Raw genomic sequence first — 24,429 nt, forward strand, 5'->3', positions numbered from 1 at the left:
CTGGCACTTATAGGGGCTTCATTTTATAAACCCAGCCGTCATACATTTCCCAAAGCTGACTATTCACTAGCTCAAGATTAATGGAGGGTTCACCGGTAGAATCGCCTTCTTCATAAACATGCAAGACTTCAATAGAAGTTCTATTCGCGCCAAATCCATAGAAGTTGCTCCAGCGATTGACATCAACTTCTCCCTCATTTGGCAATGGATAACAAGCCAACTCATAAGACGGATTGGAAATAATAAGGTCCCTGACCTGAAAAGTATCACGCTCAATAATGACTTTTTCTCCCCGTCGGCCTTTGGCGGAAGACTCTGCAGTCAATCCTCCACCGTACTTAACCACCTCGAATATTTCGTATCTCGAATAAAGGTTATCCAAAGAGCTATCTGAACAAATCGATCCAGGTTCATTGCTATCAACGGCAAAACAACCTGCTGAGATTAAACTCAGCATGAAAATTAAAAAATATCTAACCATTAACGATTCCCCCAGCCGAGAACTACCATTTTTCATAGACAGCGTTTGAGTAGACGCGCCATTCAGCGTTTCGGCGATTTATTAATCCCTGACTAACAGAGCCCTGCGAACGATTCCATGCTTTCCAGGCACTTTCTAAATCCGAATAAGGAGTGGTTGCACTAGAATCGTTGATCAGGGCGACAGCAGAAGAATTTGAAAACCCGCCTATACCAATGTTGAAAGCAAGCATAACTGCTGCATCAAACTGGTGCTGTGAAAGGTCAACGTTAATAACATCATTAACAGCTGCAACAAAGGGTGCTACATCCTCTCCAAAGAGAGCATCAGCCTGGTCAGCTGTGATTCCGTTTTCATAAATAGACCATTCACTTTTTGAAATTAAGTGGCCATACCCAATGGTTGCGCCTTTAACCCATGAGTTAATGGCGCTTCCTGTCTGGTCATCATATGGGCTCAAACGCAACTCCTCTACGCTTTTCAGTAATGTCTCTCCTTCCGCGCTTAACCCCGCTTGCACATTATCCCTGGCATCTTTAGTGTTGCCGTCTGGAGCTGTTCCTTCATTGCCATTCCGCTCAGGTTCACCTCCGTTTACTCCATCACTTGCAGGCGATGCGCCAAGGGTGCTTCGACTGTGTTCATGAATAATGCATCGCCCCCGGCTATCAAATTCACATCCAGACACAACGGTAGTTCCAGCCTTGGCAACCCGGGTGAGTACATCAGGCGTCAGCGCTAAGAGGCCTGTAGATAAAACCTTATCGGCAATAGCAGCTTCCCGCACATCGGTTGCCGCTAGATGTGACGAGGTGTTGCCTGGCTGTACCTGACTGACAAGCGTGGCCGGTTGTTCGGGCACCTTCGTGGCCGCAGCACTCACACTCCCCGGCCCGCCCCCGGAATTCATCTTCACCATTGGCCCGACCACAGTCACACCGCTGGGATCCACTTTCACGAAGCTTCCACCGGCTTTCAGGGTCACTTCAGCACCCGCCTCAATGACGATTTTCATGCCGGCTTTGTGGTGGATCTCGCTGCCCGCCTCGATGAGCTGGTTCTTGCCCTGTTTGCTGTGGTGGCTGCCGTTCACGATGAGGCTGGCGTCGTCGCCGATGGATTCGCGCTTTTCGCCGTCCACGGTGGTGTGGTCATTGCCCTTGATGTGGGCCTTGCGATGGTTGTCCACGGTGAGGTGGCTGTCGTTCCTGATGACTTCGGTGCGGTTGTTCTCGGTCAGCAGGTCCAGGTCTTTCTGGGCGTGGAGGTAGATCTGTTCCTTGTCCGCCTCGTCTTCGAACCGCAGTTCGTTACTGCCCTCGCCCTTATGAGTCTGGGTCTTGAGGGTGGTTCTGGTTTTGTGTTCCGGCAGTGCATAGGGCGGTGTGTTGGTGGCGTGATAGGTCCGGCCGGTAATGATGGGCTGGTCCGGGTCGCCGTCCAGGAAACTGACGATGACTTCGTGGCCGATTCAGGGCCATGAAGCCATATTGGCCACCGGCCCAGCCCTGGCTGACTCTTAACCAGGCGCTACTGTTTTCATCATTCTTTGAGTAGCGGTCCCAGGGGAACCGGACTTTGACCCGTCCGTGTTCGTCGCAGTGAATCTCTTCCCCTTCCGGACCAGTAACAATGGCAATCTGGGGGCCGTCCATCAGTGGACGGTGTTCTACCTGCGGGCGCCAGGTGCGGTCACCGGGGATGGCGTTGAAGGCGTTGTGATAGGTGGTGGCGCCGCCATTACCGTCCTCTTCCAGGGCCTGGGGCTGTTCGCCGGTGTGGGTGATGCTGGTGAACAGCCATTCCCGGTTCAGGCTCTGGTTGTCGTGCTCGGTGAGTTCCACCCTGGCGCCCACGGTAAAGTCGGGGCGGTTGCTCTGGCCGTGGGCCAGGGTGGCGTCGTTTCTCAGGGCGTCCAGCCGGGCTTCGGTGAAAGACTGGCCGCTGGCGTCGGCTTTGAAACGGCCGGGGCAGTCGTAGTGCTGGTAGTCCTCACGCTGGGCATCCAGTTTGTCGGCCTGGCTTTCATGCATCAGGGCGTAGGCGGGGTTCTTGAAGGTGTAGTCCTTCATGGCCACGGAGGCGGCTTTGACCCGTTCCCGGTAGGTGAACTGGAAGATGGCACTCTGGCGGGAGCTGCCGCCGGCCTTGCCGTTGTATTCCACCGGTTCCAGTCTTGGGGCATCGCCGTGGTGGTCGGCGATGATCAGGGCCGGTTGTTCTTCGCCTGCCACATCCCCGTGGTGGTAGCGGTAGTGCCAGCCTTCTTCGGCAGAGAGCCTCTCCATAAAGGCCAGGTCGCTTTCCCGGTGCTGGACGCAGTATTCCCGTTCTTCGGGAGTGCGTTTCAGATCAAACACGGTGTCGATGATGCCCCGCTCTTCCAGCAGGGTGCGCATGATGGCGTCGGTGCTTTGGGTCTGGAAGATGCGGCTGTTGTGCATCAGACCCAGGCGCCAGAGCGGGGGCTGGACGATGACTTCGTAGCAGGTGCGGCGGTGGCCGCTGTCGCCCCGGGCGAATTCGTTGACCACGCCGTGGAAACGCCGCAGCGGAATGCCATCCTGCCAGACCACCAGTTCCACGGGCTGTTCCAGCACTTCTTCCGCTGAAATATCCGGGGCGGTACTGGCGAGTTCCAGCTTGCAGTGGCAAAGCTTTGAGAGGTGTTCGGTCAGTTCGAAACGGACGACCGCGAACAGGTCTTTGGGAAGTTCGCCAAGGGTGGCGGTGAACTGCAGTCCGGTTGCCTGGGGCATTTCGATCCCTGAAGATGTTGATTACATGTGGGTGCGATCAAGCACACGGTCACTCGTCCTGAGCGACGACGGAATTATAAACGGAATTTGGTGGCCATTAACAGGGCACGGGCCCGCTCAAAACAGGAGCAAGTTCTAATAACCAGAGCTGTTACTGTCCAGATCAAACACAAAGTCATCTGCACGGCGCACTTCGGTGGCGAACTCGCCGGAGGGCTCCAGTTCGAACCAGCGATAGCCTGGCGCCTTGTCTTCCACGGAAAACTCCACGGAGCCTGCCGCAAACTGAATGCAGGTAGAGGGCGTGGCCATAAGCTTCACCCCCTTTCTGACCTCTTCAAGCTCCTGGTGAATATGCCCCCACAATACAATCTTCACCTGCTCGAACCGGTCCACGACCTGCCAGAACGCCTCACGGTTGCGTAGGCCGATGGGCGACATCCACTGGGTATCAATTTCGATGGGATGGTGATGAAGGGCAACGAGTGCCGGCAGCTCCGGATTTTCGCTCAGGGTTTGCTCCAGAAACGCCAGTTCGGACTCCGCCAGCTCTCCGAAAACCTTGCCGGGTACCGACGTATCCAGCAGCACAAACTGCCAGCCACCCTGGATGATATGGCGCCTGTCTGCGTGCATTTCCGCAGCAATTCGGGCCAGCAATTCCGAGTCATCATGGTTGCCTGCCATCCAGGCGGATCCGCAGGAAAAGACATTCAGCTTTTCACCGAATACACGGTAGGCTTCTTCCGTTGCATCCTGGGCGATATCGCCGGTTGCCAGTATCAGGTCAGGCTGGCCATGATCACGCAACACCTGCGCGATCACCGCATCGAGACTGTCTCTGGTATTGACGCCCAGCAATTCCCCGGCCGGATCGGCCATCAGGTGCGGGTCGGTCAGTTGTAGCACCCGAAGGGCACGCTGGCTGTCGTTCTCTGTCATGGCACTCGTGTTTCTTGCGTTCGCGCAACACCCACCGGTGATGCAGGCATAATGGCAGACTATTCAGTTTTTACGACTGCATCCAGAATACTCATCACATTCTGCTCAGGCTTACGGGCATAATTACCTGTTTTGACAACTCTCGCACACTCTCCGTACGATCCACACGACAAACTCCAGGCCAGTACCATCGGTACAGACATGCAGCCTCAGTCCACGCCCTCCCCGGCCGACCAGGCAGCATGTTCCATGGGCAAGTGCCCGAACCGCAGGCAGTAATCCAGCCAGTCGGCCAGGAAGCTGTTCACCTGAACCTTTTCGTCCGGGTGATGCATGAACCGGTTCGGGTAGTCGTTCACCGGGGCAATTTGCCGGTCGCGGTAGCAACTGATCACCTCTGCCATGTTGGCGTCATGGTAAACACGCACGGTCAATTGGGGATTATTGAGCCAGCGCCCGGAGTTGTGCACCTGCTCCAGCAGGAGGGTTTCGGTAAACTTTGTGGTTTGCAGCACTTCTATGCGCACCCGGCCAAGGTACTGGTCCTCACGGTGAAGCTCAAATTCACAGATTGGCCGGCCCTTGGCCTCAAGCTTCCTCAGGCGGTAAAGCCGCATGTAGTTACCATCACACAGCGCGCCGAAACGTCGTAAATCCGGTACATAGCGCCGGGGTTTCATCACCCATTCTGTCATATCAGCTCCAACCTTCCCGCAATCGCGGGCGATTCAACTGCAACCACTGCAGCGCGATGATTGCTGCGGCGTTATTGATACGTCCATCATAAATCATTGCGATGGCGTCGTCGGCACTGAATACGTGGGCACGGATATCTTCATGTTCATGTTCCATACCGTATAGCCCGCCGGCGGACTCTGTGCTGATGCGACCGCAATACAGGTGAATAAGTTCTGTGCTGCCACCCGGTGACACCAGGTAATCGCAGATTTTGTCCAGCGGTTCGAATGTCAGCCCGGCTTCTTCCTGACCTTCGCGCTGGGCCACTTCTTCCGGCGACTCGCCGTCTTCATTCATGCCGGCGACGAGCTCCAGCAGCCAGGGTGACTGGTTGCGGCCAAGGGCGCCAAGGCGAAACTGTTCAAGGAGTACGACTTCGTCCCGATCCGGGTCGTAGGGTAATACGCAGGTAGCGTCGCCGCGGATGAAGAGTTCGCGGGTGAAGGTGGGCATTTTCCCGCCATCGAAACGGGGGTGGGTCAACCAGAGCTTGTCCATGCGGAAGAAGCCCTGGAAGACGGTTTCGCGTTTTTCGATTTTTACGTCGGTACTTTTAAACTGGAACGGTTCGGTCATTTCAGATCCGTTTCTGAGAACGATTCTGAACGATAGCCGGTGTTTTGGTTTGGGTGCAAGCCTTCTTGGCCGCCACCTTGGGTGCAAGGTCACGGTGGGGCTGCCCCGGACTTCAGGGGCAGCCGGCAGGAAAACAGTGGTAGGGGTAGGTCGGATTAGCGAAGCGTAATCCGACACTGGGTGGGCTATCGGCGTCATTTTGTCGGATTACGGCTTCGCCTAATCCGACCTACGACTGCCCCGTAAAGAATTGCCATCCGCCAATAAGGCCCTGACCAGGCGATTACTGCCAACGCCAGACTGAGCCGGGGTGGTGGCCCCGTTCAGAAACGTGCGGAGCCACGGATGGCGGAGCCCGAGACGCACAGGGACGTCTCGAATCGTTTTCTGAACGGGGCCACCACCCCGGCTCACACTCCGAATCAAGCAAGCCTACAAAAGGTCAAACCTTGTCATAAAGTTTGGACCCAGCCTCCACAAACTCCCGGGACTTTTCCTTCATGCCGGCATCCACCGCCGATACTTCGTCAAGGCCATGTTCCTTGGCATAGTCCCGCACTTCCTGGGAAATCTGCATGGAGCAGAACTTCGGGCCGCACATGGAGCAGAAATGCGCCACCTTGGCCGAATCCTTCGGCAGGGTTTCGTCGTGGAAGGCGCGGGCGGTGTCCGGGTCCAGGCCGAGGTTGAACTGGTCTTCCCAGCGGAACTCGAAACGCGCCTTGGAGAGGGCGTTGTCGCGGATCTGGGCGCCGGGATGACCTTTTGCCAGATCGGCAGCATGGGCGGCGATCTTGTAGGTGATGATGCCGGTTTTCACATCGTCCTTGTTAGGTAGGCCCAGATGCTCTTTCGGGGTGACGTAGCAGAGCATGGCACAGCCGAACCAGCCGATCATCGCCGCCCCGATGCCGGAGGTGATGTGATCGTAGCCAGGCGCAATGTCCGTGGTCAGCGGCCCGAGGGTATAGAACGGCGCTTCGTCACAGCATTCCAGCTGCTTGTCCATGTTCTCCTTGATCAGTTGCATGGGCACGTGGCCCGGGCCTTCGATCATGCACTGGACATCGTGCTTCCAGGCGATTTTGGTGAGTTCACCCAGGGTCTCCAGCTCGCCGAACTGGGCTTCGTCGTTGGCGTCGGCAATGGAGCCGGGCCGCAGGCCGTCGCCGAGGCTGAAGGCGACATCGTACGCCTTCATGATTTCGCAGATGTCTTCGAAATGCTCGTACAGGAAGCTTTCCTGGTGGTGGGCCAGGCACCACTTCGCCATGATGGAGCCGCCCCGGGACACGATACCGGTGGTGCGCTTGGCGGTCATGGGCACGTGATGCAGGCGCACACCAGCGTGGATGGTGAAGTAATCCACACCCTGTTCGGCCTGCTCGATGAGGGTATCGCGGAAGATTTCCCAGGTCAGATCCTCGGCCACGCCACCCACTTTCTCAAGGGCCTGGTAGATGGGCACGGTCCCGATGGGCACCGGCGAGTTGCGGATGATCCATTCGCGGGTTTCATGGATGTTCTTGCCGGTGGACAGGTCCATGATGGTATCGGAACCCCAGCGGGTGCCCCAGGTGAGTTTCTCCACTTCTTCCTCGATGGACGAGCTGACCGCCGAGTTTCCGATGTTGCCGTTGATCTTCACCAGAAAATTGCGGCCGATGATCATCGGTTCGGTTTCCGGGTGATTGATATTATTTGGAATGATGGCGCGGCCGCGGGCGACTTCATCGCGAACGAACTCGGGCGTGATTTCCTGCGGTATGGAGGCACCGAATGACTGACCCGGATGTTGATCTTTCAGAAGCCCCTGGTCCCGCGCCTCCTGCAGTTTCATGTTTTCGCGAATGGCGACAAATTCCATTTCCGGCGTGATGATGCCCTGGCGGGCGTAGTGCATCTGGCTGACATTCCTGCCCGGCTTTGCCCGCAATGGCTTGCGCTCGTCTATGAAACGGAGAGGATCCAGCTGCGGGTCTCTCATACGGCGGCGGGTAAACTCTGAGGTATACTCCGACAACTGTTCCACATCGCCGCGCTCTTCAATCCAGGCTGAGCGAATTGGTTTGAGGCCCTTGCGCAGGTCAATGATGGCCTCAGGGTCACTGTAAGGCCCCGAGGTGTCGTAGACGACAACAGGGGCATTCTTCTCGCCGCCCATGTCCGTCGGTGTGTCGCCCACGGTAATTTCCCGCATGGGCACCCGCAGATCGGGTCGGCTACCCTGTACGTAAATCTTGCGGGATTGGGGCAACGGCTTGATCGCTGCGGAATCGACTTTGGCTGAATCACTGAGATAGGAAGGTAGTTCTGTCATCTTGCGCCCCCGGAGTTGGGTAGGAAACGGGTCGCGTATGACGGAGCAGGGCCACAGAAAACGCCTGTGGTTTGCAGTAAACTATCTTGGATCCCTACGCCGGTATTATCCGGATCAGGTTGCGGGTTCTGCAATGCAATCTCAGCCAGCTGTCACATGTTCTGACGCCAGCACCCCGTCAAGACGCGAATTCAATGTAATTGACACATACAACCTGTGCCGTTTGCAAGTGTAGAGCTCAAGCGGTTTATTGTCCATAATGCCCTCTCGCCGGGTGAATCATTAACAGGAGACAACATGAAGAAACGAATGCTTTCCGGGCTGATCGGACTGCTAGCAGCCCAGCCTGCCCTATCCATGGATCTGGTTGAGACGTACGAGAAAGCACTCTCCTATGATTCCGGCATCGCTTCAGCCCGAGCCAGTCTGGAAGCCCAGCAGGCCGCCAGCGACGTCAGCCGCAGTAATCTGCTTCCGCAAATCGGTGCATTTGGTGATGCCAGCCATACCGATGTTGACGGCCCCGGCCAGGATGCTGCCTATAAAACCTTTGCCTACGGCCTGGAGCTGACCCAACCACTGTTCCGCGCCGACGCCTGGTTCGACTACGACGCCAGCAAATTTCAGACGGAATCCGCCCAGGCCGAATATAATCTGGCACAGCAACAGCTGATTCTCGATGTGGCGACCGCTTACTTCAATGTGCTTCGCGCCGCAGATACCCTTACCACGGCCAGGGCGACGGAAGCCGCGATCCAGAGGCAGTATGAGCAGGCCCAGGAACGCTTCGATGTGGGACTTATCGCCATTACGGAAGTCTATGAGGCCCGGGCCAGCTACGATGACAGCAAGAGCCAGCGTATTGCCGCAGAAAGCGAGCTGGACATCGCCCGGGAACAACTGGCCCGGTTGACCGGCGAATACACTGAAGAACTGAACAATCTGCGCCGGAACTTCCCCCTCGGCCGGCCGGACCCCATGGATCCGTCCGCATGGGAAAACACCGCCCTGGACCAGAACTGGCAGATTCAGTCAGCGATATACGACCTGAACACCAACGAGGCCAACCTGAATACGGCCAAATCCGGACACCTGCCGACACTGGACCTGAACGCGTCCTATGGCAAGACCGATATCGATGGCCTGGAGGATCCGACCCTTGCCCAGAGCCAGCGCGACGGCACAACCACCGAAGGCCGCATTGCTCTCAGGCTGAACGTACCACTCTACATGGGAGGCGGTACCCAGGCCGGCGTACGTCAACAGCGGTCATTGGTCGATGTGGCGGAACAATCGCTGGAGACGGTCCGCCGCGATGTGCGGGTCAACACCCGCAGCCTGTTCCGCACGGTGAACACCAACATAGAATCTGCCTCGGCACTGGAACAGACTATCATCTCCCGTCGCAGTGCCCTGGACGCAACCCGGGCAGGGTATGAAGTCGGCACCCGAAATATCGTGGAAGTACTGGATGCGGAAAGGAATTACTACGTGGCCCTGCGGGACTTCGCCAATGCCCGGTACGATTATGTGATCAACACCCTGAGCCTTAAGCAGGCAGCCGGCACTCTGAGCCCCCAGGACCTGCTGGAGCTGAACAACTGGCTCAGCGCCTCTGCGCCCGGTATTGAAGCCCTCGCCGAGGAAGAGGAAACCATCGAAGATCCGATGCAATAAATAACAGGCAGGCGGGCACCACCCCGGGCCCGCCCTAAACCCGCTCCACGATGCCGTCAACCACCTTCTCCAGGGCTCCCCGGTTGGCGTTCACTACTGCCAGGGCGTTACGCCCTGCCTTCTGCGCAACGTCCTTGTCGGCAATCAGCTTCATCACGCAGCTTGCCAGCTCTTCAGAGGAGGGAGTGATGTATAGCCCCGATCCTGCTTCCAGTCGGTTGTAGATGGTTTCAAAGTTGAAGATATGGGGGCCAGAGAGTACCGGCATACCCCAGGCTGCCGGCTCCAGAGGGTTGTGCCCCCCACGCTCGATCAGCGATCCACCCACGAACGCGATGTCGCAGGCGCCGTAAAGCATCAGCAACTCCCCCATGGTGTCCCCGAGATACACCTGGCAGGGACGTTCACTGCTCCCACTTGCATCCCGGGTGTCTGAACGTCGCTGCACCGAAAGCCCCATGGAGCCTGCCAGCTCAGCCACATCATCAAAGCGCTCCGGGTGCCGCGGCACGATCACCAGCAGCGCGTCCGGATACCGGGCCATTATCTGTTTGTGGGCGTCCAGAATCTGACGGTCTTCGCCTTCATGGGTACTGGCAGCGATCCAGACCGGACGATCCTGACCAAGCTGCTGCCTTAGCCGGATTGAAGCCGATCGAATCTCGCCCGAGATCTCCACATCAAACTTGATGCTGCCGGTGACCGAAACAGACTCCGGCAGCGCGCCTATGCGCAGGAAGCGACCGGCATCCTCGTCCGCCTGGGCTGCAATCCAGCTGATACTGCGCAACAGCGGTTTCACCAGGGAAGCCACCCGCTCATACCCGCGGGCCGAGCGCTCGGAAAGCCGGGCATTAATCAGAAAAATGGGTACATCGCGCTGCTTACTGAGGGCAATCATGTTGGGCCAGAGTTCTGTTTCCATGATGACCAGGGCCCGGGGGCGAACCCGGTCCACAAAACGGCGTACCGAACCGGGGGTATCATAGGGCGAAAAGGCATAGCGTACCTGGTCACCGAACAGAGCCCGGGCCCGGGCAGAGCCTGTGGGGGTCATGGCGGTCATCAGTACCGGGATGTCCGGATTACGGCGCAGCAGGGCCTTCACCAGAGGCGCTGCTGCAATGGTTTCACCCACCGACACCGCGTGGACCCAGATTACCGGCTCTTCAGACGCCTCCACATAACCCAGCCGCTCCTGCCAGTGTACAAACGCTGCCGGATTACTGCGCCCGATCCACCACAGGCGCAGCAACACGAATGGCAGCGCGATGCGAAAGAACAGGGAGTAGAAAAAGTGAAGCATGGTAACTCCGGGCCGGGTCGGTGCGGCGGTCATTCTACATAATGCCGGAGCCCGAGTCTGCCGAATGGAATTCATCCGTCGGCGCAAGTTGCGGACATTGCTGCTTTAGCGGATGTGAGCCCTCCTGCTAAACTCCTGTTCTTGTTACCGGAACACCGTCAGGCAATGAAACAAGTGAAGAACAGCAAGCAGAAAATCCGCGACACCCGCTACACCAGCTATCTGCACCCACGATGGTGGCCGACCTGGGCCGGAATCGCTCTGATGTGGCTGGCAGCGCGGCTTCCGCTCAGGCTCCAGTGGTGGCTGGGCAAACGCATTGGTGACCTTGCCTATCGTTTCGCGGCCCGCCGGCGCCACATTACAGAGGTGAATATCCGCCTGTGCTTTCCCGAATTGTCGGAACAGGAGCAGCGGGCTCTGGTCAGAAAATCATTCCGGGCCAATGGCATCGGCGTGATGGAGCTGGGCCTTGCCTGGTTTCGCAACCCTACCTCGTTCATTCCCATTACCCGGGTGCACGGGCTCGAGCACGTGGATGCAGCCCTGGAAGGGGGCAAGGGCATCCTGCTACTCGGCGGCCACTACAGCACCCTGGACCTGGGCGGCAGCCTGGTGACCGAGTACATAGAGGCCGATGTCATGCAGCGCGACCACAACAATCCGCTGATGAATGCCGTGATGACCCGCGCCAGGGAACGGCGCTATGGCATCGCCCTGGACAGCAGGAATCTGCGGGGCCTGCTCAAACAGCTGAAAAAAAATCGTATCGTCTGGTATGCCACGGACCAGGATTACGGCCGCAAGGGTATTGTATTTGCGCCTTTTTTCGGTGTGCCAGCCGGCTCAATTACCGCCACCTCAAGGATTGCGGATCGCAGCGGGTGTGCGGTCGTGCCCTTCAGCCATTTCCGCCGGGAGCATGAGCCCGGGTACGACATCTACTTCCATCCCCCTCTGGAGAATTTTCCCTCGGGAGACGACCTGGAAGACGCGACCCTGGTAAACAAAACCATCGAACACGAGATCCGCAAGCACCCGGACCAGTACCTGTGGATGCACAGACGCTTCAAGACCCGTCCCTCCAGGGATGACCCAGACCTTTACAGCAAGGAAGCAGACTGAATGGACTCATCAGCCCCGGTTGTCTGGCTACTCACAGACAACAAGCCCGGCCATCGCAACCAGCTCAAGGGCCTTGGTAATCGCCTGCGGGTACTGACCGGCGCCAGTGTGACTGAAATTGACGCCACAGAAATTCCGGTTCCCCTCTGGCGAGCGGTGATAGGCATGGCCCCGCCCATGGATGAATCCCTTGGCAACCCAAACCTTATTATTGCAGCAGGCAGCGGAACCCATCGCCTTCTTCTTTCCCTTCGGCGCCGCCGCAAAGCAAAAACCGTAGTTCTGATGAAACCGGGATTTCCCGTCGGCTGGGTTGATGCGGCCATCATTCCCTCACACGATGATGTCGCGCCTTCGAAGCATATACTGACGACCGAGGGCGTGATCAACGCCATTACGCCCCTGGCAAGAATTACTGACAAGCCCGAGGGACTGATCCTCGTCGGCGGCCCCTCGCCCCATTTCGACTGGGACAATGATGTTGTTCTGGGCCAGATATCACAACTTATGGGCCACTACCCCCAGTGGCGCTGGACCATCAGTGGTTCCCGCCGTACACCAGAGCCCCTGTCAGACAAGTTGCAGGAGCTGGGTGGGCCAAAAATCACTGTTGTGGACGCAGACCGTACCCATGCAAGCTGGTTGTCCCACCAACTGGCAGCATCCCGCGCGGCCTGGGTAACGCCGGACAGCGCCTCCATGGTCTGCGAAGCCGCCACTTCCGGTGTCCCCACGGGACTGTTCGAACTGGCTCCAAGGCAAGGCAGCCGGGTCGCGCGCGGCATAGCCAGCCTGGTGGAAAAAGGGTACGTTGCCCGCTGGAGCGACCATGCTGCAGTGATGGCCGGCAAACTCTCGGAAACCCATCACCTCTGGGAGGCCGACCGGGCCGCACGTTGGCTGATTCACCATTACCTGAAGGGAGGCAAGCGTTGAGGATTCTGCAGGCTTTACCGGCGCTCTACAGCGGTGGCGTTGAACGGGGCACCGTGGAATTTGCAGCCGACCTGTTCAAACGCGGGCATGAATCCTTTGTGGTCTCAAAGGGTGGCCCCATGGCCGAGCAGCTTCGCGGCCAGGGGTCGAAACATTTTTTCATGCCGATACACCGGAAAAGCCCGGCATCCTTCGGGCAGATCCTGCCCATGCGGAAGCTGCTGCTGGAGCTGAAACCGGACATTGTCCATGTCCGCTCCCGCATGCCGGCCTGGATCATTTTCCTGGCTCTGAAAACCATTCCGGAACATCAGCGCCCGGCGATCGTATCCACCTTTCATGGCATGTATTCCGTCACACCCTACAGCGCCATCATGACGCGGGCAGACCATATAATCGCCGTGTCCGGGTGTGTCAGGGATTATGTACTGAACAACTATCCCGTGCCGGAAGACAAACTCACCGTTATCCAGCGTGGAGTGGATGTGGATGCCTTCCGACAGCGGGAGCTCAGTGAGCAATGGCTGGACCGCTGGTTCCGGCAGTACCCGCAACTCGCCGGCCAGAAAATCATCATGATGCCGGGCCGCATTTCCCGCTGGAAAGGCCAGCTGGACTTCCTGGCGATGATGGCGCAACTGGTGCAGAAACGGCCGGATTGCCACGGCATCATTGTGGGCGGCGCCGAGCCAGGCAAGGAGCAGTTTCTGGAAGAGCTGGAAAAGGAACGTGCCCGCCTGGACCTGGTCGACAAAGTGAGCTTCCTCGGCCAGCGTAATGACATGACCACCCTCTACCTGCTGGCCGATGTGGTGTGCCACATGTCCACCAAACCGGAACCCTTCGGGCGCACGGTTACCGAGGCACTGGCCTCGGGCACCCCGGTGGCGGCCTTCGATCGCGGCGGAGCTGCCGAAACGCTTCGCGCCTGCTTCCCCGAGGGTCTGGTAAAGCCGGACGACACAGAGGCGTTTACGCAAACCGCGCTGGCCCTGATTGACAGACCCAGGTCAGAGATCGAGATTCCCTGGCGGTTCCGGCTGGAAGCCCAGACCGAAACCACCCTCCGGGTTTACGAATCCGTGCTGGCCCGGAGACGGGCAGAATAATGAGTACGCAGGGCCAGCTGACCATTGCCCTGGCTATTGCCACTCCGGGAACCGGCTGGGGCGGTATGGAAAAACACACGGCCGATCTTGCGGATGCCCTTGCAGCCAAAGGGCATGAGGTTCACGTGCTGGCCCATGTCGCCCATCAGGACCGGTTCGCGGACCCTGTGAAATTCCACCCACTGCCCTTTCAGCTCGGCCGACGCAACCTGTGGCTGAGGTACTGTTTTCGACGAACACTCCGCTCCATCCGGCCCGACATTCTCCACGCCCAGGGCAACAAGGCCGCCAGCCTGGTCAGCTCCAGAGCCAACCACGCCCGGGCGACCGTGGGTACACTCCACGGTACCAAGAGCTCCCACAAGGCCTTTGATAAACTGAATGGGGTCATTGGCGTCAGCCGTGAGATTACCGATGCCATCGACCATCCCAATGCCCGGCTGATATTCAATGGCCTCCAGCGTCCCGACCCGGGCGGAGAGAGCCTGGCCAGCCCCGACTTCGCCATTCCGGACCAACGCCCACTGCTGGTGGCTGCGGGCAGGCTTGAACCTGTAAAACAGTTCGACCGGCTGATCCGGGCGTGGGCCCGGGCTGATTGTGACGGCAAGCTGGTGATTCTCGGCGAGGGCAGCCAGCGGGCTCGACTCGATGCACTGATCCGTGAGCTGGAGCTGACCGACTGCGTTCTGCTGCCCGGCCATGAATCCTGTATCCAGCTCTGGTTGCAGGCGGCCACAGCCTGCATCATCACCTCCAGCCGGGAAGGATTCCCCTACATCATGGTAGAGGCATTAATGGCAGGCTGTCCGGTTCTGTCCACACCAGTCAGTGGCGTGAGAGACTTCCTGCCTGACAGCTGTATTGCCGTCTCGGACAGCGTTGACGATATAGCCGGCCTGATCAGAACCAGCCTGACCGCCCCGGATTCACTGGCGGGCCTGCAGGAAAACGCCTTTGAACAGGCCCGGGCACAGCTCACCCTTGAGACCATGGTGGCGAAGACCGAAGCTTTCTATCGGGACCTGCTTGCCAGTGTGCCGGCAAGGCGTTGATAACAGCCTCCGCCACAATACGATGCCCCTCGAAGGTGAGGTGCGTTCCGTCACCCATCAGGGTCTTTGCCTTCTCCTGCCATAACCGATCGTAGGCATCGGCAAGCACCACATTCGATTCCTGCCCGGCCATCTGGTGCAGAGCCGCGTTGTATCGCTCTATGCGAGGATTTCTCGGCTCATCCAGATTGGGTGGCGTAGCGACGAGTACAAACAGCGTGTCGGGCCCGGAGCGCACCACCTTCCCGACATTACACAGGTACTCTTCCAGCGGCACCTGCTCCACCGATCCCAAACGCTCCTGAAGATGGAAGTGGCGCGCCCATTTCTTGAGCTTTTTGACCAGCTTGCGGGCGATTTTCCGGCTGGGATTGTCCGGGTAATAGAGCACATAGGGAGCGCCGCGGAATGTAAGCCAGGAGTCCACCAAACCATACTGGATAAACGCCAGCTGATAATTCCGTGGCGGGAAAGCCTCTGCATAATGCAACAGTTCACGGGTTGTGCTCATGGTGTGGCCACAATTGGTTAAGGCCAGGCCCAGCTGTTCCGCAACTATCTCCGGCCAGACCGGTTCGTGGTAACCTTGCACCCCTTCGGTGTTGCAATCACCGTAGGCAATACACCCGTTTATCATGTGGCGTCTCATCAATGATTGATCTTTCAGGCTGCGAGCCGTTTGCTTCCGGCTATAACCGGCATTGCTACCGGCACCCGGACGACCCCGCATTGTGTCTTAAAGTTCTGCGCCCTGAAAACATCGAAGCCCGCTATCAACGGCAGACCTGGCCCAAGAAAGCCCTCGGCAGGGCCAGAATCGATGACAACCGGCAGGAGCTCAGAGCCCACCGGCAGACAGCCATCAGCAAACTGCTCATGAACAATCAGAGCTCCCTGGTCTGGGCACACCTGCCCCGTTTCCATGGCACCGCAGACACCTCCCGTGGCCCCGCAAATATCAGTGAACTGATCACCGACAGCAATGGCTCACCGGCCGCAACCTTTGAGCATTATCTTCGCCACCGCGGGTTCGATCAGCCAATTCAGGAGGCTGTTCAACGATTCTGTACCTGGCTCCTTCAAACCGGAATACTGACCCGAAACCTTTTACCCCACAACCTGGTCATTGCAGACCGAAACGGGCAACCGGAGCTGTTCCTTGTGGACGGGCTCGGCGCCCCCGCCATACCGGACAAACTGGCCGCCATACCGGCCTGGCGCCGGCGTTACATCAACCGCCGGATCAGGCGATTTTACCTGCGCATCGACTGGGAAACCGGCAACCGCACCGATACCTGGGAGGCCTCACAGAAGTTATGAGCAAACTGACTGGCATTCACCAACCTTGCCGCCTACGTCGGATGGTGATAGCTTCCCCACTTCCTGTTTGCTGTTGATTGTCCTGCTGATTATGGCCCTTTCCAAAGCAACCTTTCTGATCACTGCCCTCCGGCTTGCCGGCAAGCTGCCTTTGCGCGGTGCACAGCTGATTGGCCGCTTTCTGGGCATGGTCGGCTGGCTGTTCAAAACAGAATCGCGGAAAACCACCAGCACTAACCTGGAGATCTGTTTCCCGGAGTACACGGAAGAGCAGCGCCAACGCATGGCCCGCTCCAGCCTGCGCCACACCGGGCAGACCATGATGGAAATCCCGCTGATGTGGGAATGGCCGGTGGAAAAATGCCTGGGGCTAATACGTGAAATTGATGGCGAAGAGCTCCTGGCAGAGGCCAAGCAGGGTGGCCGCGGCCTGTTGCTGCTGGCCCCGCACCTGGGCAACTGGGAACTGACTGGTCTGTATTTTTCGTCTCGCTATCGCATGGCCGCCCTCTACAGCCCACCGCACATCAAGGAGTTTGAAGACTACATGATCCGGGTTCGCGGCCGAATGGGATCGGAGCTGGTCCGTGGCGACCGCCGTGGCCTGGCCAGGCTGATCAGCCTGCTGCGGGAAGGCGAAGTAGCGGGCATACTCCCCGACCAGAGTCCCCGTGGAAAAGGCAACGCCTACGCGCCGTTTTTCGGCATGGAAGTGCGCACCATGACCCTGGTCTCCAAACTACTTCAAAAGTCCGGAGCCAAACCCGTGGTGACCTACGCCCAGCGCCTGAAAGATGGCCAGGGCTTCCGGCTGGTGATTCGGGAATGCGAACCCGGCATTGCAGACCCGGACCCGGTGGTCGCTACAACAGCACTGAACAAATCCATCGAGAACGTAGTGCGCGAAGTGCCCGAACAGTACCAGTGGGAATACAAGCGATTCCGCCACCGCCCGACTGGCCTGCCCCACCCCTACAAACCCGGGCGGGTGTGTAAGTAAACCGTCACTGAACCGTCATCTCCAGCTGGTAGCCTGCTCGCAAACCTGAATACATAGGTCTGCCATGCGAGTACTGTTTTCGAAACCCCACCTGGATGCCGCGGAGCTGGACCTGGTGCTTCGTCTGCACAGCATGGGTGTGTTCATCCGTGTGCTGGCATCTCCACGAACGCTTGGCCGCCAGGAGCTTGCGGCCAGGGGGCTGTTCATCGAGGCCGCCGCAATCAAGGGCAAGATACAGCCACGGCTGATCAGCCAGATGCGCCGCCTGATACGGGAACTGGACCTGTCCATTATCCACGCCACGGACTCTGCTTCCCTTTCCAACGCCCTGTTCGCCTCGTTGTTTACCTCTGTGGACGTGGTTGGTTATCGCGGCACACTCTCCCGCATTCGGCGCTTTGATCCAACCTACTGGCTGGGCATCCTCAACCCGCGGGTGCGGAAAATTTTCTGTGTCAGTGAGTCAGTACGCGACCACCTTGCGCCATTCATCAACCCCAGCCGGTTGGTGGTGAATCCCAAGGGCTTCAGTTGTGAGTGGCTAAGCGCCAATACATCCGCCTTGGAGCTGCCCTCCCGCACCCGGTTGTCGGCTGTGTTTATCGGTAATGCGAGGGGCCGCCCCTACAAGGGGCTGGATTCACTGATCCAGGCCTTTCATATTGCCAACCACCCCGAGTGCTCGCTGGTGATTGCAGGTGACTATGATGACCATATACCGGCGCTGGTCGCCGATGGCCCGGCTTCGGAAAGAATTCATCTGCTGGGACAACAAGGGGGAGCCGCCAGCATGCTCCCCTCGGCAGATATCTACATCCAGCCTTCATTACGGGAAGGCCTCCCCCGCTCGGTAAAGGAGGCCATGGGCGCAGGTCTGCCGATTATTGCCACTGACATTCCCGGCAATACCGACCTTGTTGAGCATGGGCGTTCCGGACTGCTGGTGCCACCCTCTTCGCCCGAACATATGGCAGCGGCGCTTTTAAAGATGTGCGACTCGGCAAAACTCCGATCACAACTTGGAGAGGCGGCACGGGAACGCTTGAAAACCCGTTTCTCGCCAGCCCGGTATGCCCTGAAGACATTCCAGGTCTACGAAGAAATACAGAACTCAAGACAACGCCCTCCCCGAACCGTAAAACCGGCCCCCGGAAGCGCCCGCTGAAGCCTTTCCGCCCTCAGGGTATCTACGGGCATCCCGGCCGGTGCCCGCCGGAGGCTAAAACTGTATAATCCCCTGACCAAACCAGTCTTGATGACTGTCTGTTTTTCCTGAAAATAACCGGGCCGGATTCATGTCCCCAGAGCGTATTGGTGTTGTTATCACCACCTACAATTCCCCGTTATGGCTGAGCAAGGTGCTGACGGGCTATGAGAACCAGACCGACAAGGACTTCCGGACCATCGTCGCCGACGACGGCTCCACCGATGAAACCCGCGCCCTGATCGACCGGTTCCGGGAACGCGGCATTCTGAACATTGACCATGTCTGGCATGAAGATGACGGCTTTCGCAAGTGCCAGATCCTCAACAAGGCCATTGCCGAAACCGACTGCGACTACCTGATTTTCACCGACGGTGACTGTATCCCCGAGCCGGAATTCATTGCCACCCACAGGCGGCTCGCGGAACCAGGCCACTTCCTCTCCGGGGGCTACATCAAGCTCACCATGCCGGTTTCCGAGGCCATCTCTGACGCGGATATCCAAAGTGGCGTGATTTTCGATCCGCAATGGCTGGTCAGCAAGGGCCAGCCGAAAAACCACAAACTCTGGAAGCTGTCCCGCTCGGCGCTGAAAAAGAAACTGCTCAACGCCATAACCCCCGCCGCCGCCAGCTGGAACGGCATGAACAGCTCCACGTGGACGAAAGACCTGATCGCGGTTAACGGCTTCAACGAGGACATGCAATACGGTGGCCTGGACAGGGAGCTGGGTGAACGCCTTTGGAACTACGGGCACAAATCGAAGCAGATCCGCTACAGCACTGTCTGCCTGCACCTGGATCACGCCCGCGGCTATTCCAAACCGGAAATCTGGGCCAGGAACAAGGCGATCCGCAAGGCCGTGAAGGACAACAATACCTTCTGGGCGGAGAACGGAATCAAGAAGAGCCGCGCCGCATGAGAACCCTGGTCGTCATTCACAGCCTGAAAATGGGGGGCATGGAGCGCGTTGCCGTTAACCTGGCCGATGCCTTTGCCGACGAGGGCCACGAAAGCCACCTGCTGTCCTGCCGCAACCGCCCCAACGATCTCAGCCCGGCCAATCGGGCGGTGCACCTGCACCATTTCGACCAGTTCCAGGCGCTGATCAAATCGGTGATTGGCATTCCGGTTTTCCTGCTTTCCCGCCTGCTGCTCGGCGTGCTGATGCCGAAATCCCACTTCATCTGGGTGGGCTGGCTCAGCGGCTGGCTGCTCAAAAAGCATATTGCCAAGCTGGAAAGACAGTTCGGGCGCTTTGACCGCATCGTTTTCAGGGGTCTGGGCACCTTCAAATATTTCTGGTCGTTCCGTGACGATCGCAATGTGTATGTGCTGGAAAACGTCATCCATTACGACCGCCCCCTGTGGCAGAAAAAGCTGGAATGGAAACTGGTTTTTCATGGCCGTCACCTGGCCTGTGTGTCTTCCGGGGTTCTGGATTCAGCGCGGGAAGCATTCGAGAAAGGCGGCATCGAGCCTGCCAGCCTGCGGGTGATCACCAACCCCTGCCCGGTGGAACAGATCAACGCCCTTGCGCAGGAATCTGACCCGGATATCCCAAACGAACCCTACATCCTCAATGTTGCTCGTCTCGTGCCCCAGAAAGGGCATGAGTTATTGCTGGAAGCCTATGCCAGGGCCGGAATCGGTCATAAGCTGGTCATCGTTGGTGAGGGTGAGCTGAGAAAGACTTTGGAAGAGAAAGCCAGAAGCCTGGGTATCGCTGACCGCGTATATTTTGCCGGTAAACGCAAGAACCCCTATCCCTGGATGAAGCACGCAGACCTGTTTGTGCTGGCCTCGGAATACGAGGGCCTGGGGATTGTTCTGACCGAGGCACTCGCCTGCGGCACACCTATTCTGTCTGTGGACAGCCGGGGGGGCGTGCGGGATGTGTTCCGGGGAGAGCTGGAAGCCTTTCTGACGCCACGCACTGTGGATGGGCTGGCCGAGGGGCTGTCATCGGTGGTGGCTGAGTTGCCGGTGAAAGTTAAAGCTGAGTGGCTGGCGCCTTTCAGGTCCAGAACAGTAGTAGAGGCGTTTCTGAGAGGGCCCCTTGCTTAAGCGTGAGCACGCCGGAAATCAGTGCCAACAGGGAATAAAAGCAATGGGCATCACCGAAAAAAAGCGATTTCAGCAAATTCGTCGTAACTGGAACAGCAGGCTCAGAGCACTCCGGATCGATGGGAAAAATCGAAAACAATACGGTGACATGGCACCAAAATTTGCTGAACTTCTTTGGGTCCCCACTGACTCCATAGACTACAGCGTGAAAGTCGGAAGCTCCAAAGACAGCGCCCGGGTCGTTCAAGACTGGCCAGACCAACTCGTTGTCCCGGTGAGAGAATTACCGTCGATCAAGGCCTGCCTCGCGCATTGGCAAGACGGCGTGGCCTGGGAAGAAACTGGTATTTTTCAGCAAATGCTCAAGAAAATTGACGAAAAGGGTAAAGTAGATCGGCTGAGAAACCTCGATGACATAAAATCACGTTACCAGAGTGTTGACGAACTTTACCGCCAAGTTGCTTTATCCAGAAGACTTAGCCCGAGATCCGAACTCATACCCGGCAACTTCAGAGAGGAAGGGGGCATCCTCATACATATTGGCCCGAGCGGCACCCCATTCTTCGGTAAAAAAGGCCATCACCGGCTGGCGATTGCACTCGCTCTAAAGCTTGAATATGTGCCTGTACAACTCGGGGTGGTTCATATTTCAGCAATCAAAAGCCTAGAAGCGTTTCGCTTAGAGAACCCGCAATTTCTCTGACAATGGCCGCCACATTGTCTTCGCGAGCGTAGTCAGTCTCTTTTTTACTGCCGGCTTATAGGGCTCCAGTAACCCCGGCAGCGACTCACACCGCACTACACCCGTCGACAAGATCCCGAATAGCGCCGGCGTGTCTGGTGGCACCATCGAAACTGAAAGTGGACTCGCTCCAGTCCGACAAATAAATAAAATCCAGCCCTGCCCTGTTAGCGGCCTCATAATCGTACCGGCTATCACCAAGAAAAACAGCCGGTTGCGCCAAACGACCGGACTGTAACTCTCGCTTAAGTATCTGATCCTTGTTGGCAGGGCTACCAAAGATGCCTCCGTCAAATAAGGACGACAAGTCTCTTGCTTCGAATACCTTTCTCAACTCAGCCTGGTCGCCTCCAGAAACAACAAGCCACCTGCTGTCCTCAGTTCGCCTCTTGAGTTCGAAGAGACCCTCTGCAATGTCGCAATCCAACAAACCCTGAATGACGTTTTCTGCATAAGCTCTGAGCAACCGCTCCAGCTCATCAGAATCAATCTCGTTACGACCGATAATATGTCGCAGAAAGTATTCAAATTTCGCATACCGCGAAATTCCGCCGTGCTGAACGTGATATTTCACCAACGCGGAAGCCGCTAGATCCCCGTAGCCTTTTGCAGCTGAAAAAAAAGCGTCGGTTTTGACCCTGTTGGAATCGAGAATAACGCCGTCACAATCGAAAACCCAGGTTCTATATTTGCTGATCAGCATCCACGGCCACTCTCTTTTAATGCTTTTTCCACTGGTGCTACATCCGCTGGAACATCAACAGCCAGGCTTCCCGGAGACGTCTCTACCATTAACACAGGCCGGTCCAGCTCAAGAAACCGCAAAATTTCTATGTCTTCACTCCACTCAAGCTCACTCTTTCGGCCAAATTTTCGGAATGCTGCCAGCTCGGATCGGCTAAACGCATAAATGCATACCTGCTTTTTATACCTGCCAGGGGCTCTCTTCGGTTCTTTATACCCAGGCAAAGGATTACGAGACATATAAACAAGCTCGTTCTGCTCGTTCGTAATCACTTTCGGTATGTTGACGCTTGAAGGATCTTCAGCAGCAGAGATCCAGCAGAACCCGTTAATCACCATATCGGGATTCGATAATTTCATATCGCGGATTTTCAGGATATCAGCCGGGTTTACCAATGGTTCATCACCCTGGACATTTATATAGACATCTGCATCGATATATTTGCTGGCTTCTGCCAGACGGTCAGTGCCCGTTAAGGCATCGGAGCTTGTCTTCACCGCTTGATAGCCCGCCTCTCTGACGACCCATGCGATTCGGTCATCATCGGTCGCTACATAGACGTTTTCAGCCCCAAGCGCCTTTGCCGATATATCAGCTACCCACAAGATCATGGGCTTACCCAACAACTTAACGAGCGGTTTACCGGGATATCGGGAGGACTGGTAACGCGCGGGAATCAACACAACCGTTTTCATCAGGCTTCAACTCATGCCGTAAATTGATTCTGTAGACACCGAATAGCGGGTTGGTGTTACAGACACCAGCTCGCGAGCGCCAGGTGTGTTCTGGTAGAGATCAATAAGCTCCTGCATTTCCCGGCTTCTAGGATCATCTGCGCCATAACCGTCGAATCCCGCCATCAGCACTCTACTTGCGCATCCGCTTGTCGCTATTGCGAGTGCGTAAGCCACTACTAAGGCTGTCGGTAAAGTACAAGAAAATTGGCTGAACGCGAAGCGTCCTCTCTCTATTTCCAGTCCAAAATCCAGAACTTCTTTACCCTTCAAAGATGTTTTTACATCGTCAGGAAGCATCGACCACGGAGTTACCAGTGGCTGAGGTAGCAGTGTGTGGGCCTCACAGTCAGCAAGCAGACGAACCGGGTGGCACGCAACCCGCAAGTCAATCAGATCAGGGAGAAGTGCAGCTTGAGTATTCAATGCAATTACAACGGGCCTGTTTTTCCGAACGTATTTGTCAAGGGCCCACTTATGGCGCTCCACACCCGGCCCGGTTCCTAGCAGCAAGACCTCCCGACCCTCAATCAGTGTGGCGGGATTCCAGTCGCCCTCCCGATTCTGTCCGTAAAAATGTCGGGCGGCATCAAGCGTGTGTATACTGAATTTCTTACCGCCCTCAACCCGCAAGTGATCGATGGCTGAAAGAATATCTTCTTCATCGTAACGGGAGTCGCTCAACATTTCCTGTATATAGGTAGGGTGGATTCCATATTTCCCGGCGAGGTAATAGTAAGGATTGGTTCCCCACCCATACCGCTCCTGCATAGGCCTGAACTCTTGTCGAATCAGCTGCATCAGGGGGACCAGGCTGATTCGTTTTCCACGGAGATCCGCAACTTCAATTGCTAGTTCCTCAGTCTTTGCGTTACCGGGGCCACGGCCCATGCCAGTAACCGTTGCATCGATCCAGGTAACCCCCTCAGACAGTGCGGTCAATGTATTCTGAAGTGCCATCCCCAGATTATCGTGGGTATGGATGCCCAACGCGCCACTCCAATAATTACGCAACCAACGAATAATTCTGAGAGTTTGTTCCGGCCCCATGCTGCCCATACTATCTGCAAAGTACAGCGCTTCTATCGGATACACGGTCGCCTCGCGTGCAAGTGCCTCCACCTCAGCCTGCTGCCGATCTGCTACCTGCATGAGGTTAAAGCCTACCCGGTACCCTTGATCATGCAGCCATACACTGGCAGGGAGGGCTTTAGAGAATTCGTGAACATGACAGGCAACTCTCACCAGATCAACCGGGGAGTCGTCAGCATGTACGGGGAACATCCTTTGCAGACTGTCCTCCATGGGTGTGCCATCAACCAATTCAGCCGCATTGACCATCACGCCAACCGACAGGTTATCGGGAATTGGTAAGCTTTCGAGAAATTCGTCGGTCGAAAAAGCGCATGGCCCTTTGAACCCACCACCCCGGAGGGTTCTCAGACCCAGCTCCACGATATCAACGCCAGCAACTCCCATTGCTTCAAGATATCGACCAATCAAGTTCGACTCGAAGTCCCACGCATTGTAGTAACCACCATCTCTGAGCGTGCAGTCAATGAATGTGATGCTTGCGTTGTTCATCGGATG

The 24,429-nt window shown here is 57.1% G+C and carries 22 protein-coding genes, 1 pseudogene and 1 riboswitch; of the genes and pseudogenes, 11 read left to right on the forward strand and 12 right to left on the reverse strand.

Annotation, left to right across the window (positions count from 1 at the left end):
• Positions 1 to 7: 7 nt before the first annotated feature.
• The 7 genes and pseudogenes from HLUCCO03_RS03440 to thiC form a co-directional block, all read right to left on the reverse strand.
• Positions 8 to 481, reverse strand: a complete 474-nt coding sequence (locus HLUCCO03_RS03440) for a hypothetical protein (protein WP_155939879.1) — start codon at positions 479 to 481, stop codon at positions 8 to 10.
• Between the two features lie 22 nt (positions 482 to 503).
• Positions 504 to 1,364, reverse strand: coding sequence for a lysozyme (locus HLUCCO03_RS03445; protein WP_292016611.1), 861 nt, complete (start codon positions 1,362 to 1,364; stop codon positions 504 to 506).
• Positions 1,359 to 3,240: pseudogene (locus HLUCCO03_RS03450) on the reverse strand (type VI secretion system Vgr family protein); the annotation flags it as partial. The gene HLUCCO03_RS03445 and the pseudogene HLUCCO03_RS03450, both read right to left, overlap by 6 nt.
• Before the next feature lie 135 nt (positions 3,241 to 3,375).
• Positions 3,376 to 4,182 (reverse strand): 3',5'-cyclic-AMP phosphodiesterase, encoded by an 807-nt coding sequence (cpdA, locus tag HLUCCO03_RS03455; protein ID WP_027830951.1) that lies wholly within the window; start codon positions 4,180 to 4,182, stop codon positions 3,376 to 3,378.
• A 209-nt stretch (positions 4,183 to 4,391) separates the two neighbouring features.
• The gene (locus HLUCCO03_RS03460; protein WP_027830950.1) at positions 4,392 to 4,877 is read right to left on the reverse strand and encodes a DUF1249 domain-containing protein; all 486 of its coding nucleotides are present in this window, start codon (positions 4,875 to 4,877) and stop codon (positions 4,392 to 4,394) included.
• 1 nt (position 4,878) lies between these two features.
• Positions 4,879 to 5,496 (reverse strand): NUDIX domain-containing protein, encoded by a 618-nt coding sequence (locus HLUCCO03_RS03465; RefSeq protein ID WP_027830949.1) that lies wholly within the window; start codon positions 5,494 to 5,496, stop codon positions 4,879 to 4,881.
• 442 nt (positions 5,497 to 5,938) lie between these two features.
• Positions 5,939 to 7,816, reverse strand: coding sequence for a phosphomethylpyrimidine synthase ThiC (gene thiC, locus HLUCCO03_RS03470; RefSeq protein WP_027830948.1), 1,878 nt, complete (start codon positions 7,814 to 7,816; stop codon positions 5,939 to 5,941).
• A 73-nt stretch (positions 7,817 to 7,889) separates the two neighbouring features.
• Positions 7,890 to 8,004, reverse strand: a riboswitch (TPP riboswitch).
• Positions 8,005 to 8,113: 109 nt separating this feature from the next.
• Here thiC and HLUCCO03_RS03475 point away from each other — a divergent pair.
• Positions 8,114 to 9,493, forward strand: a complete 1,380-nt coding sequence (locus HLUCCO03_RS03475; RefSeq protein WP_027830947.1) for a TolC family outer membrane protein — start codon at positions 8,114 to 8,116, stop codon at positions 9,491 to 9,493.
• A gap of 34 nt (positions 9,494 to 9,527) precedes the next feature.
• On the opposite strand, the gene waaA is transcribed toward HLUCCO03_RS03475, so the two are convergent.
• The gene (gene waaA, locus HLUCCO03_RS03480; protein ID WP_027830946.1) at positions 9,528 to 10,799 is read right to left on the reverse strand and encodes a lipid IV(A) 3-deoxy-D-manno-octulosonic acid transferase; all 1,272 of its coding nucleotides are present in this window, start codon (positions 10,797 to 10,799) and stop codon (positions 9,528 to 9,530) included.
• A 165-nt stretch (positions 10,800 to 10,964) separates the two neighbouring features.
• On the opposite strand from waaA, the gene lpxL reads away from it, so the two are divergent.
• From lpxL to HLUCCO03_RS03500, 4 genes are read left to right on the forward strand one after another with little or no spacing between them, the layout of a single operon-like run.
• Complete coding sequence (lpxL, locus tag HLUCCO03_RS03485) at positions 10,965 to 11,924, forward strand: LpxL/LpxP family Kdo(2)-lipid IV(A) lauroyl/palmitoleoyl acyltransferase (RefSeq protein ID WP_081813496.1); 960 nt, start codon at positions 10,965 to 10,967, stop codon at positions 11,922 to 11,924.
• Positions 11,925 to 12,860: an ELM1/GtrOC1 family putative glycosyltransferase gene (locus HLUCCO03_RS03490; RefSeq protein WP_027830944.1), complete on the forward strand. Its 936-nt coding sequence runs from the start codon at positions 11,925 to 11,927 to the stop codon at positions 12,858 to 12,860.
• A complete protein-coding gene (locus HLUCCO03_RS03495) occupies positions 12,857 to 13,969 on the forward strand; it encodes a glycosyltransferase family 4 protein (protein ID WP_027830943.1) in 1,113 nt (370 codons plus the stop codon). The genes HLUCCO03_RS03490 and HLUCCO03_RS03495 overlap by 4 nt, the downstream gene beginning before the upstream one ends.
• Complete coding sequence (locus HLUCCO03_RS03500) at positions 13,969 to 15,024, forward strand: glycosyltransferase (RefSeq protein ID WP_027830942.1); 1,056 nt, start codon at positions 13,969 to 13,971, stop codon at positions 15,022 to 15,024. The genes HLUCCO03_RS03495 and HLUCCO03_RS03500 overlap by 1 nt, the downstream gene beginning before the upstream one ends.
• On the opposite strand, the gene HLUCCO03_RS03505 is transcribed toward HLUCCO03_RS03500, so the two are convergent.
• Positions 14,948 to 15,661: an SGNH/GDSL hydrolase family protein gene (locus tag HLUCCO03_RS03505; RefSeq protein WP_027830941.1), complete on the reverse strand. Its 714-nt coding sequence runs from the start codon at positions 15,659 to 15,661 to the stop codon at positions 14,948 to 14,950. The genes HLUCCO03_RS03500 and HLUCCO03_RS03505 overlap by 77 nt on opposite strands.
• Positions 15,662 to 15,675: 14 nt before the next feature.
• Between HLUCCO03_RS03505 and HLUCCO03_RS03510 the strand changes: the two genes are divergently transcribed.
• From HLUCCO03_RS03510 to HLUCCO03_RS03535, 6 genes are all read left to right on the forward strand, one after another.
• On the forward strand, positions 15,676 to 16,344 hold the full coding sequence (locus HLUCCO03_RS03510; RefSeq protein ID WP_027830940.1) for a YrbL family protein: 669 nt from the start codon (positions 15,676 to 15,678) through the stop codon (positions 16,342 to 16,344).
• A 91-nt stretch (positions 16,345 to 16,435) separates the two neighbouring features.
• Positions 16,436 to 17,344 (forward strand): lysophospholipid acyltransferase family protein, encoded by a 909-nt coding sequence (locus HLUCCO03_RS03515; RefSeq protein WP_027830939.1) that lies wholly within the window; start codon positions 16,436 to 16,438, stop codon positions 17,342 to 17,344.
• A 64-nt stretch (positions 17,345 to 17,408) separates the two neighbouring features.
• Complete coding sequence (locus HLUCCO03_RS03520) at positions 17,409 to 18,512, forward strand: glycosyltransferase family 4 protein (protein WP_027830938.1); 1,104 nt, start codon at positions 17,409 to 17,411, stop codon at positions 18,510 to 18,512.
• Positions 18,513 to 18,642: 130 nt separating this feature from the next.
• Positions 18,643 to 19,473 carry a glycosyltransferase family 2 protein gene (locus tag HLUCCO03_RS03525; RefSeq protein ID WP_027830937.1) on the forward strand — a complete coding sequence of 277 codons (831 nt, stop codon included), beginning with the start codon at positions 18,643 to 18,645 and terminating at the stop codon, positions 19,471 to 19,473.
• Entirely contained in the window at positions 19,470 to 20,618 is a 1,149-nt protein-coding gene (locus HLUCCO03_RS03530) for a glycosyltransferase (RefSeq protein ID WP_027830936.1), read from the forward strand. Before HLUCCO03_RS03525 ends, HLUCCO03_RS03530 begins: the two co-directional genes overlap by 4 nt.
• Positions 20,619 to 20,661: 43 nt before the next feature.
• Positions 20,662 to 21,321 carry a hypothetical protein gene (locus HLUCCO03_RS03535; protein WP_051603775.1) on the forward strand — a complete coding sequence of 220 codons (660 nt, stop codon included), beginning with the start codon at positions 20,662 to 20,664 and terminating at the stop codon, positions 21,319 to 21,321.
• Positions 21,322 to 21,406: 85 nt separating this feature from the next.
• Here the strand turns inward: HLUCCO03_RS03535 and HLUCCO03_RS03540 are convergent, their stop codons facing one another.
• The 3 genes from HLUCCO03_RS03540 to HLUCCO03_RS03550 are packed head-to-tail and all read right to left on the reverse strand — an operon-like array spanning position 21,407 to position 24,423.
• Positions 21,407 to 22,063, reverse strand: coding sequence for an HAD family hydrolase (locus HLUCCO03_RS03540; RefSeq protein WP_036197266.1), 657 nt, complete (start codon positions 22,061 to 22,063; stop codon positions 21,407 to 21,409).
• On the reverse strand, positions 22,057 to 22,800 hold the full coding sequence (locus HLUCCO03_RS03545) for a 3-deoxy-manno-octulosonate cytidylyltransferase (protein ID WP_027830934.1): 744 nt from the start codon (positions 22,798 to 22,800) through the stop codon (positions 22,057 to 22,059). Before HLUCCO03_RS03545 ends, HLUCCO03_RS03540 begins: the two co-directional genes overlap by 7 nt.
• Before the next feature lie 6 nt (positions 22,801 to 22,806).
• A complete protein-coding gene (locus HLUCCO03_RS03550) occupies positions 22,807 to 24,423 on the reverse strand; it encodes an aldolase catalytic domain-containing protein (RefSeq protein ID WP_027830933.1) in 1,617 nt (538 codons plus the stop codon).
• Positions 24,424 to 24,429 lie beyond the last annotated feature (6 nt).

Source organism: Marinobacter sp. HL-58, from assembly GCF_001314605.1.
Taxonomy (GTDB): domain Bacteria; phylum Pseudomonadota; class Gammaproteobacteria; order Pseudomonadales; family Oleiphilaceae; genus Marinobacter.

Bases quoted from the DNA above. Each gene is read 5' to 3' on its own strand.
- HLUCCO03_RS03440 (WP_155939879.1), bottom strand. From the start codon at position 481: ATGGTTAGATATTTTTTAATTTTCATGCTGAGTTTAATCTCAGCAGGT.
- cpdA (WP_027830951.1), bottom strand. From the start codon at position 4,182: ATGACAGAGAACGACAGCCAGCGTGCCCTTCGGGTGCTACAACTGACC.
- HLUCCO03_RS03460 (WP_027830950.1), bottom strand. From the start codon at position 4,877: ATGACAGAATGGGTGATGAAACCCCGGCGCTATGTACCGGATTTACGA.
- HLUCCO03_RS03465 (WP_027830949.1), bottom strand. From the start codon at position 5,496: ATGACCGAACCGTTCCAGTTTAAAAGTACCGACGTAAAAATCGAAAAA.
- thiC (WP_027830948.1), bottom strand. From the start codon at position 7,816: ATGACAGAACTACCTTCCTATCTCAGTGATTCAGCCAAAGTCGATTCC.
- HLUCCO03_RS03475 (WP_027830947.1), top strand. From the start codon at position 8,114: ATGAAGAAACGAATGCTTTCCGGGCTGATCGGACTGCTAGCAGCCCAG.
- waaA (WP_027830946.1), bottom strand. From the start codon at position 10,799: ATGCTTCACTTTTTCTACTCCCTGTTCTTTCGCATCGCGCTGCCATTC.
- lpxL (WP_081813496.1), top strand. From the start codon at position 10,965: ATGAAACAAGTGAAGAACAGCAAGCAGAAAATCCGCGACACCCGCTAC.
- HLUCCO03_RS03490 (WP_027830944.1), top strand. From the start codon at position 11,925: ATGGACTCATCAGCCCCGGTTGTCTGGCTACTCACAGACAACAAGCCC.
- HLUCCO03_RS03500 (WP_027830942.1), top strand. From the start codon at position 13,969: ATGAGTACGCAGGGCCAGCTGACCATTGCCCTGGCTATTGCCACTCCG.
- HLUCCO03_RS03505 (WP_027830941.1), bottom strand. From the start codon at position 15,661: ATGATAAACGGGTGTATTGCCTACGGTGATTGCAACACCGAAGGGGTG.
- HLUCCO03_RS03510 (WP_027830940.1), top strand. From the start codon at position 15,676: ATGATTGATCTTTCAGGCTGCGAGCCGTTTGCTTCCGGCTATAACCGG.
- HLUCCO03_RS03515 (WP_027830939.1), top strand. From the start codon at position 16,436: ATGGCCCTTTCCAAAGCAACCTTTCTGATCACTGCCCTCCGGCTTGCC.
- HLUCCO03_RS03520 (WP_027830938.1), top strand. From the start codon at position 17,409: ATGCGAGTACTGTTTTCGAAACCCCACCTGGATGCCGCGGAGCTGGAC.
- HLUCCO03_RS03525 (WP_027830937.1), top strand. From the start codon at position 18,643: ATGTCCCCAGAGCGTATTGGTGTTGTTATCACCACCTACAATTCCCCG.
- HLUCCO03_RS03530 (WP_027830936.1), top strand. From the start codon at position 19,470: ATGAGAACCCTGGTCGTCATTCACAGCCTGAAAATGGGGGGCATGGAG.
- HLUCCO03_RS03535 (WP_051603775.1), top strand. From the start codon at position 20,662: ATGGGCATCACCGAAAAAAAGCGATTTCAGCAAATTCGTCGTAACTGG.
- HLUCCO03_RS03540 (WP_036197266.1), bottom strand. From the start codon at position 22,063: ATGCTGATCAGCAAATATAGAACCTGGGTTTTCGATTGTGACGGCGTT.
- HLUCCO03_RS03545 (WP_027830934.1), bottom strand. From the start codon at position 22,800: ATGAAAACGGTTGTGTTGATTCCCGCGCGTTACCAGTCCTCCCGATAT.
- HLUCCO03_RS03550 (WP_027830933.1), bottom strand. From the start codon at position 24,423: ATGAACAACGCAAGCATCACATTCATTGACTGCACGCTCAGAGATGGT.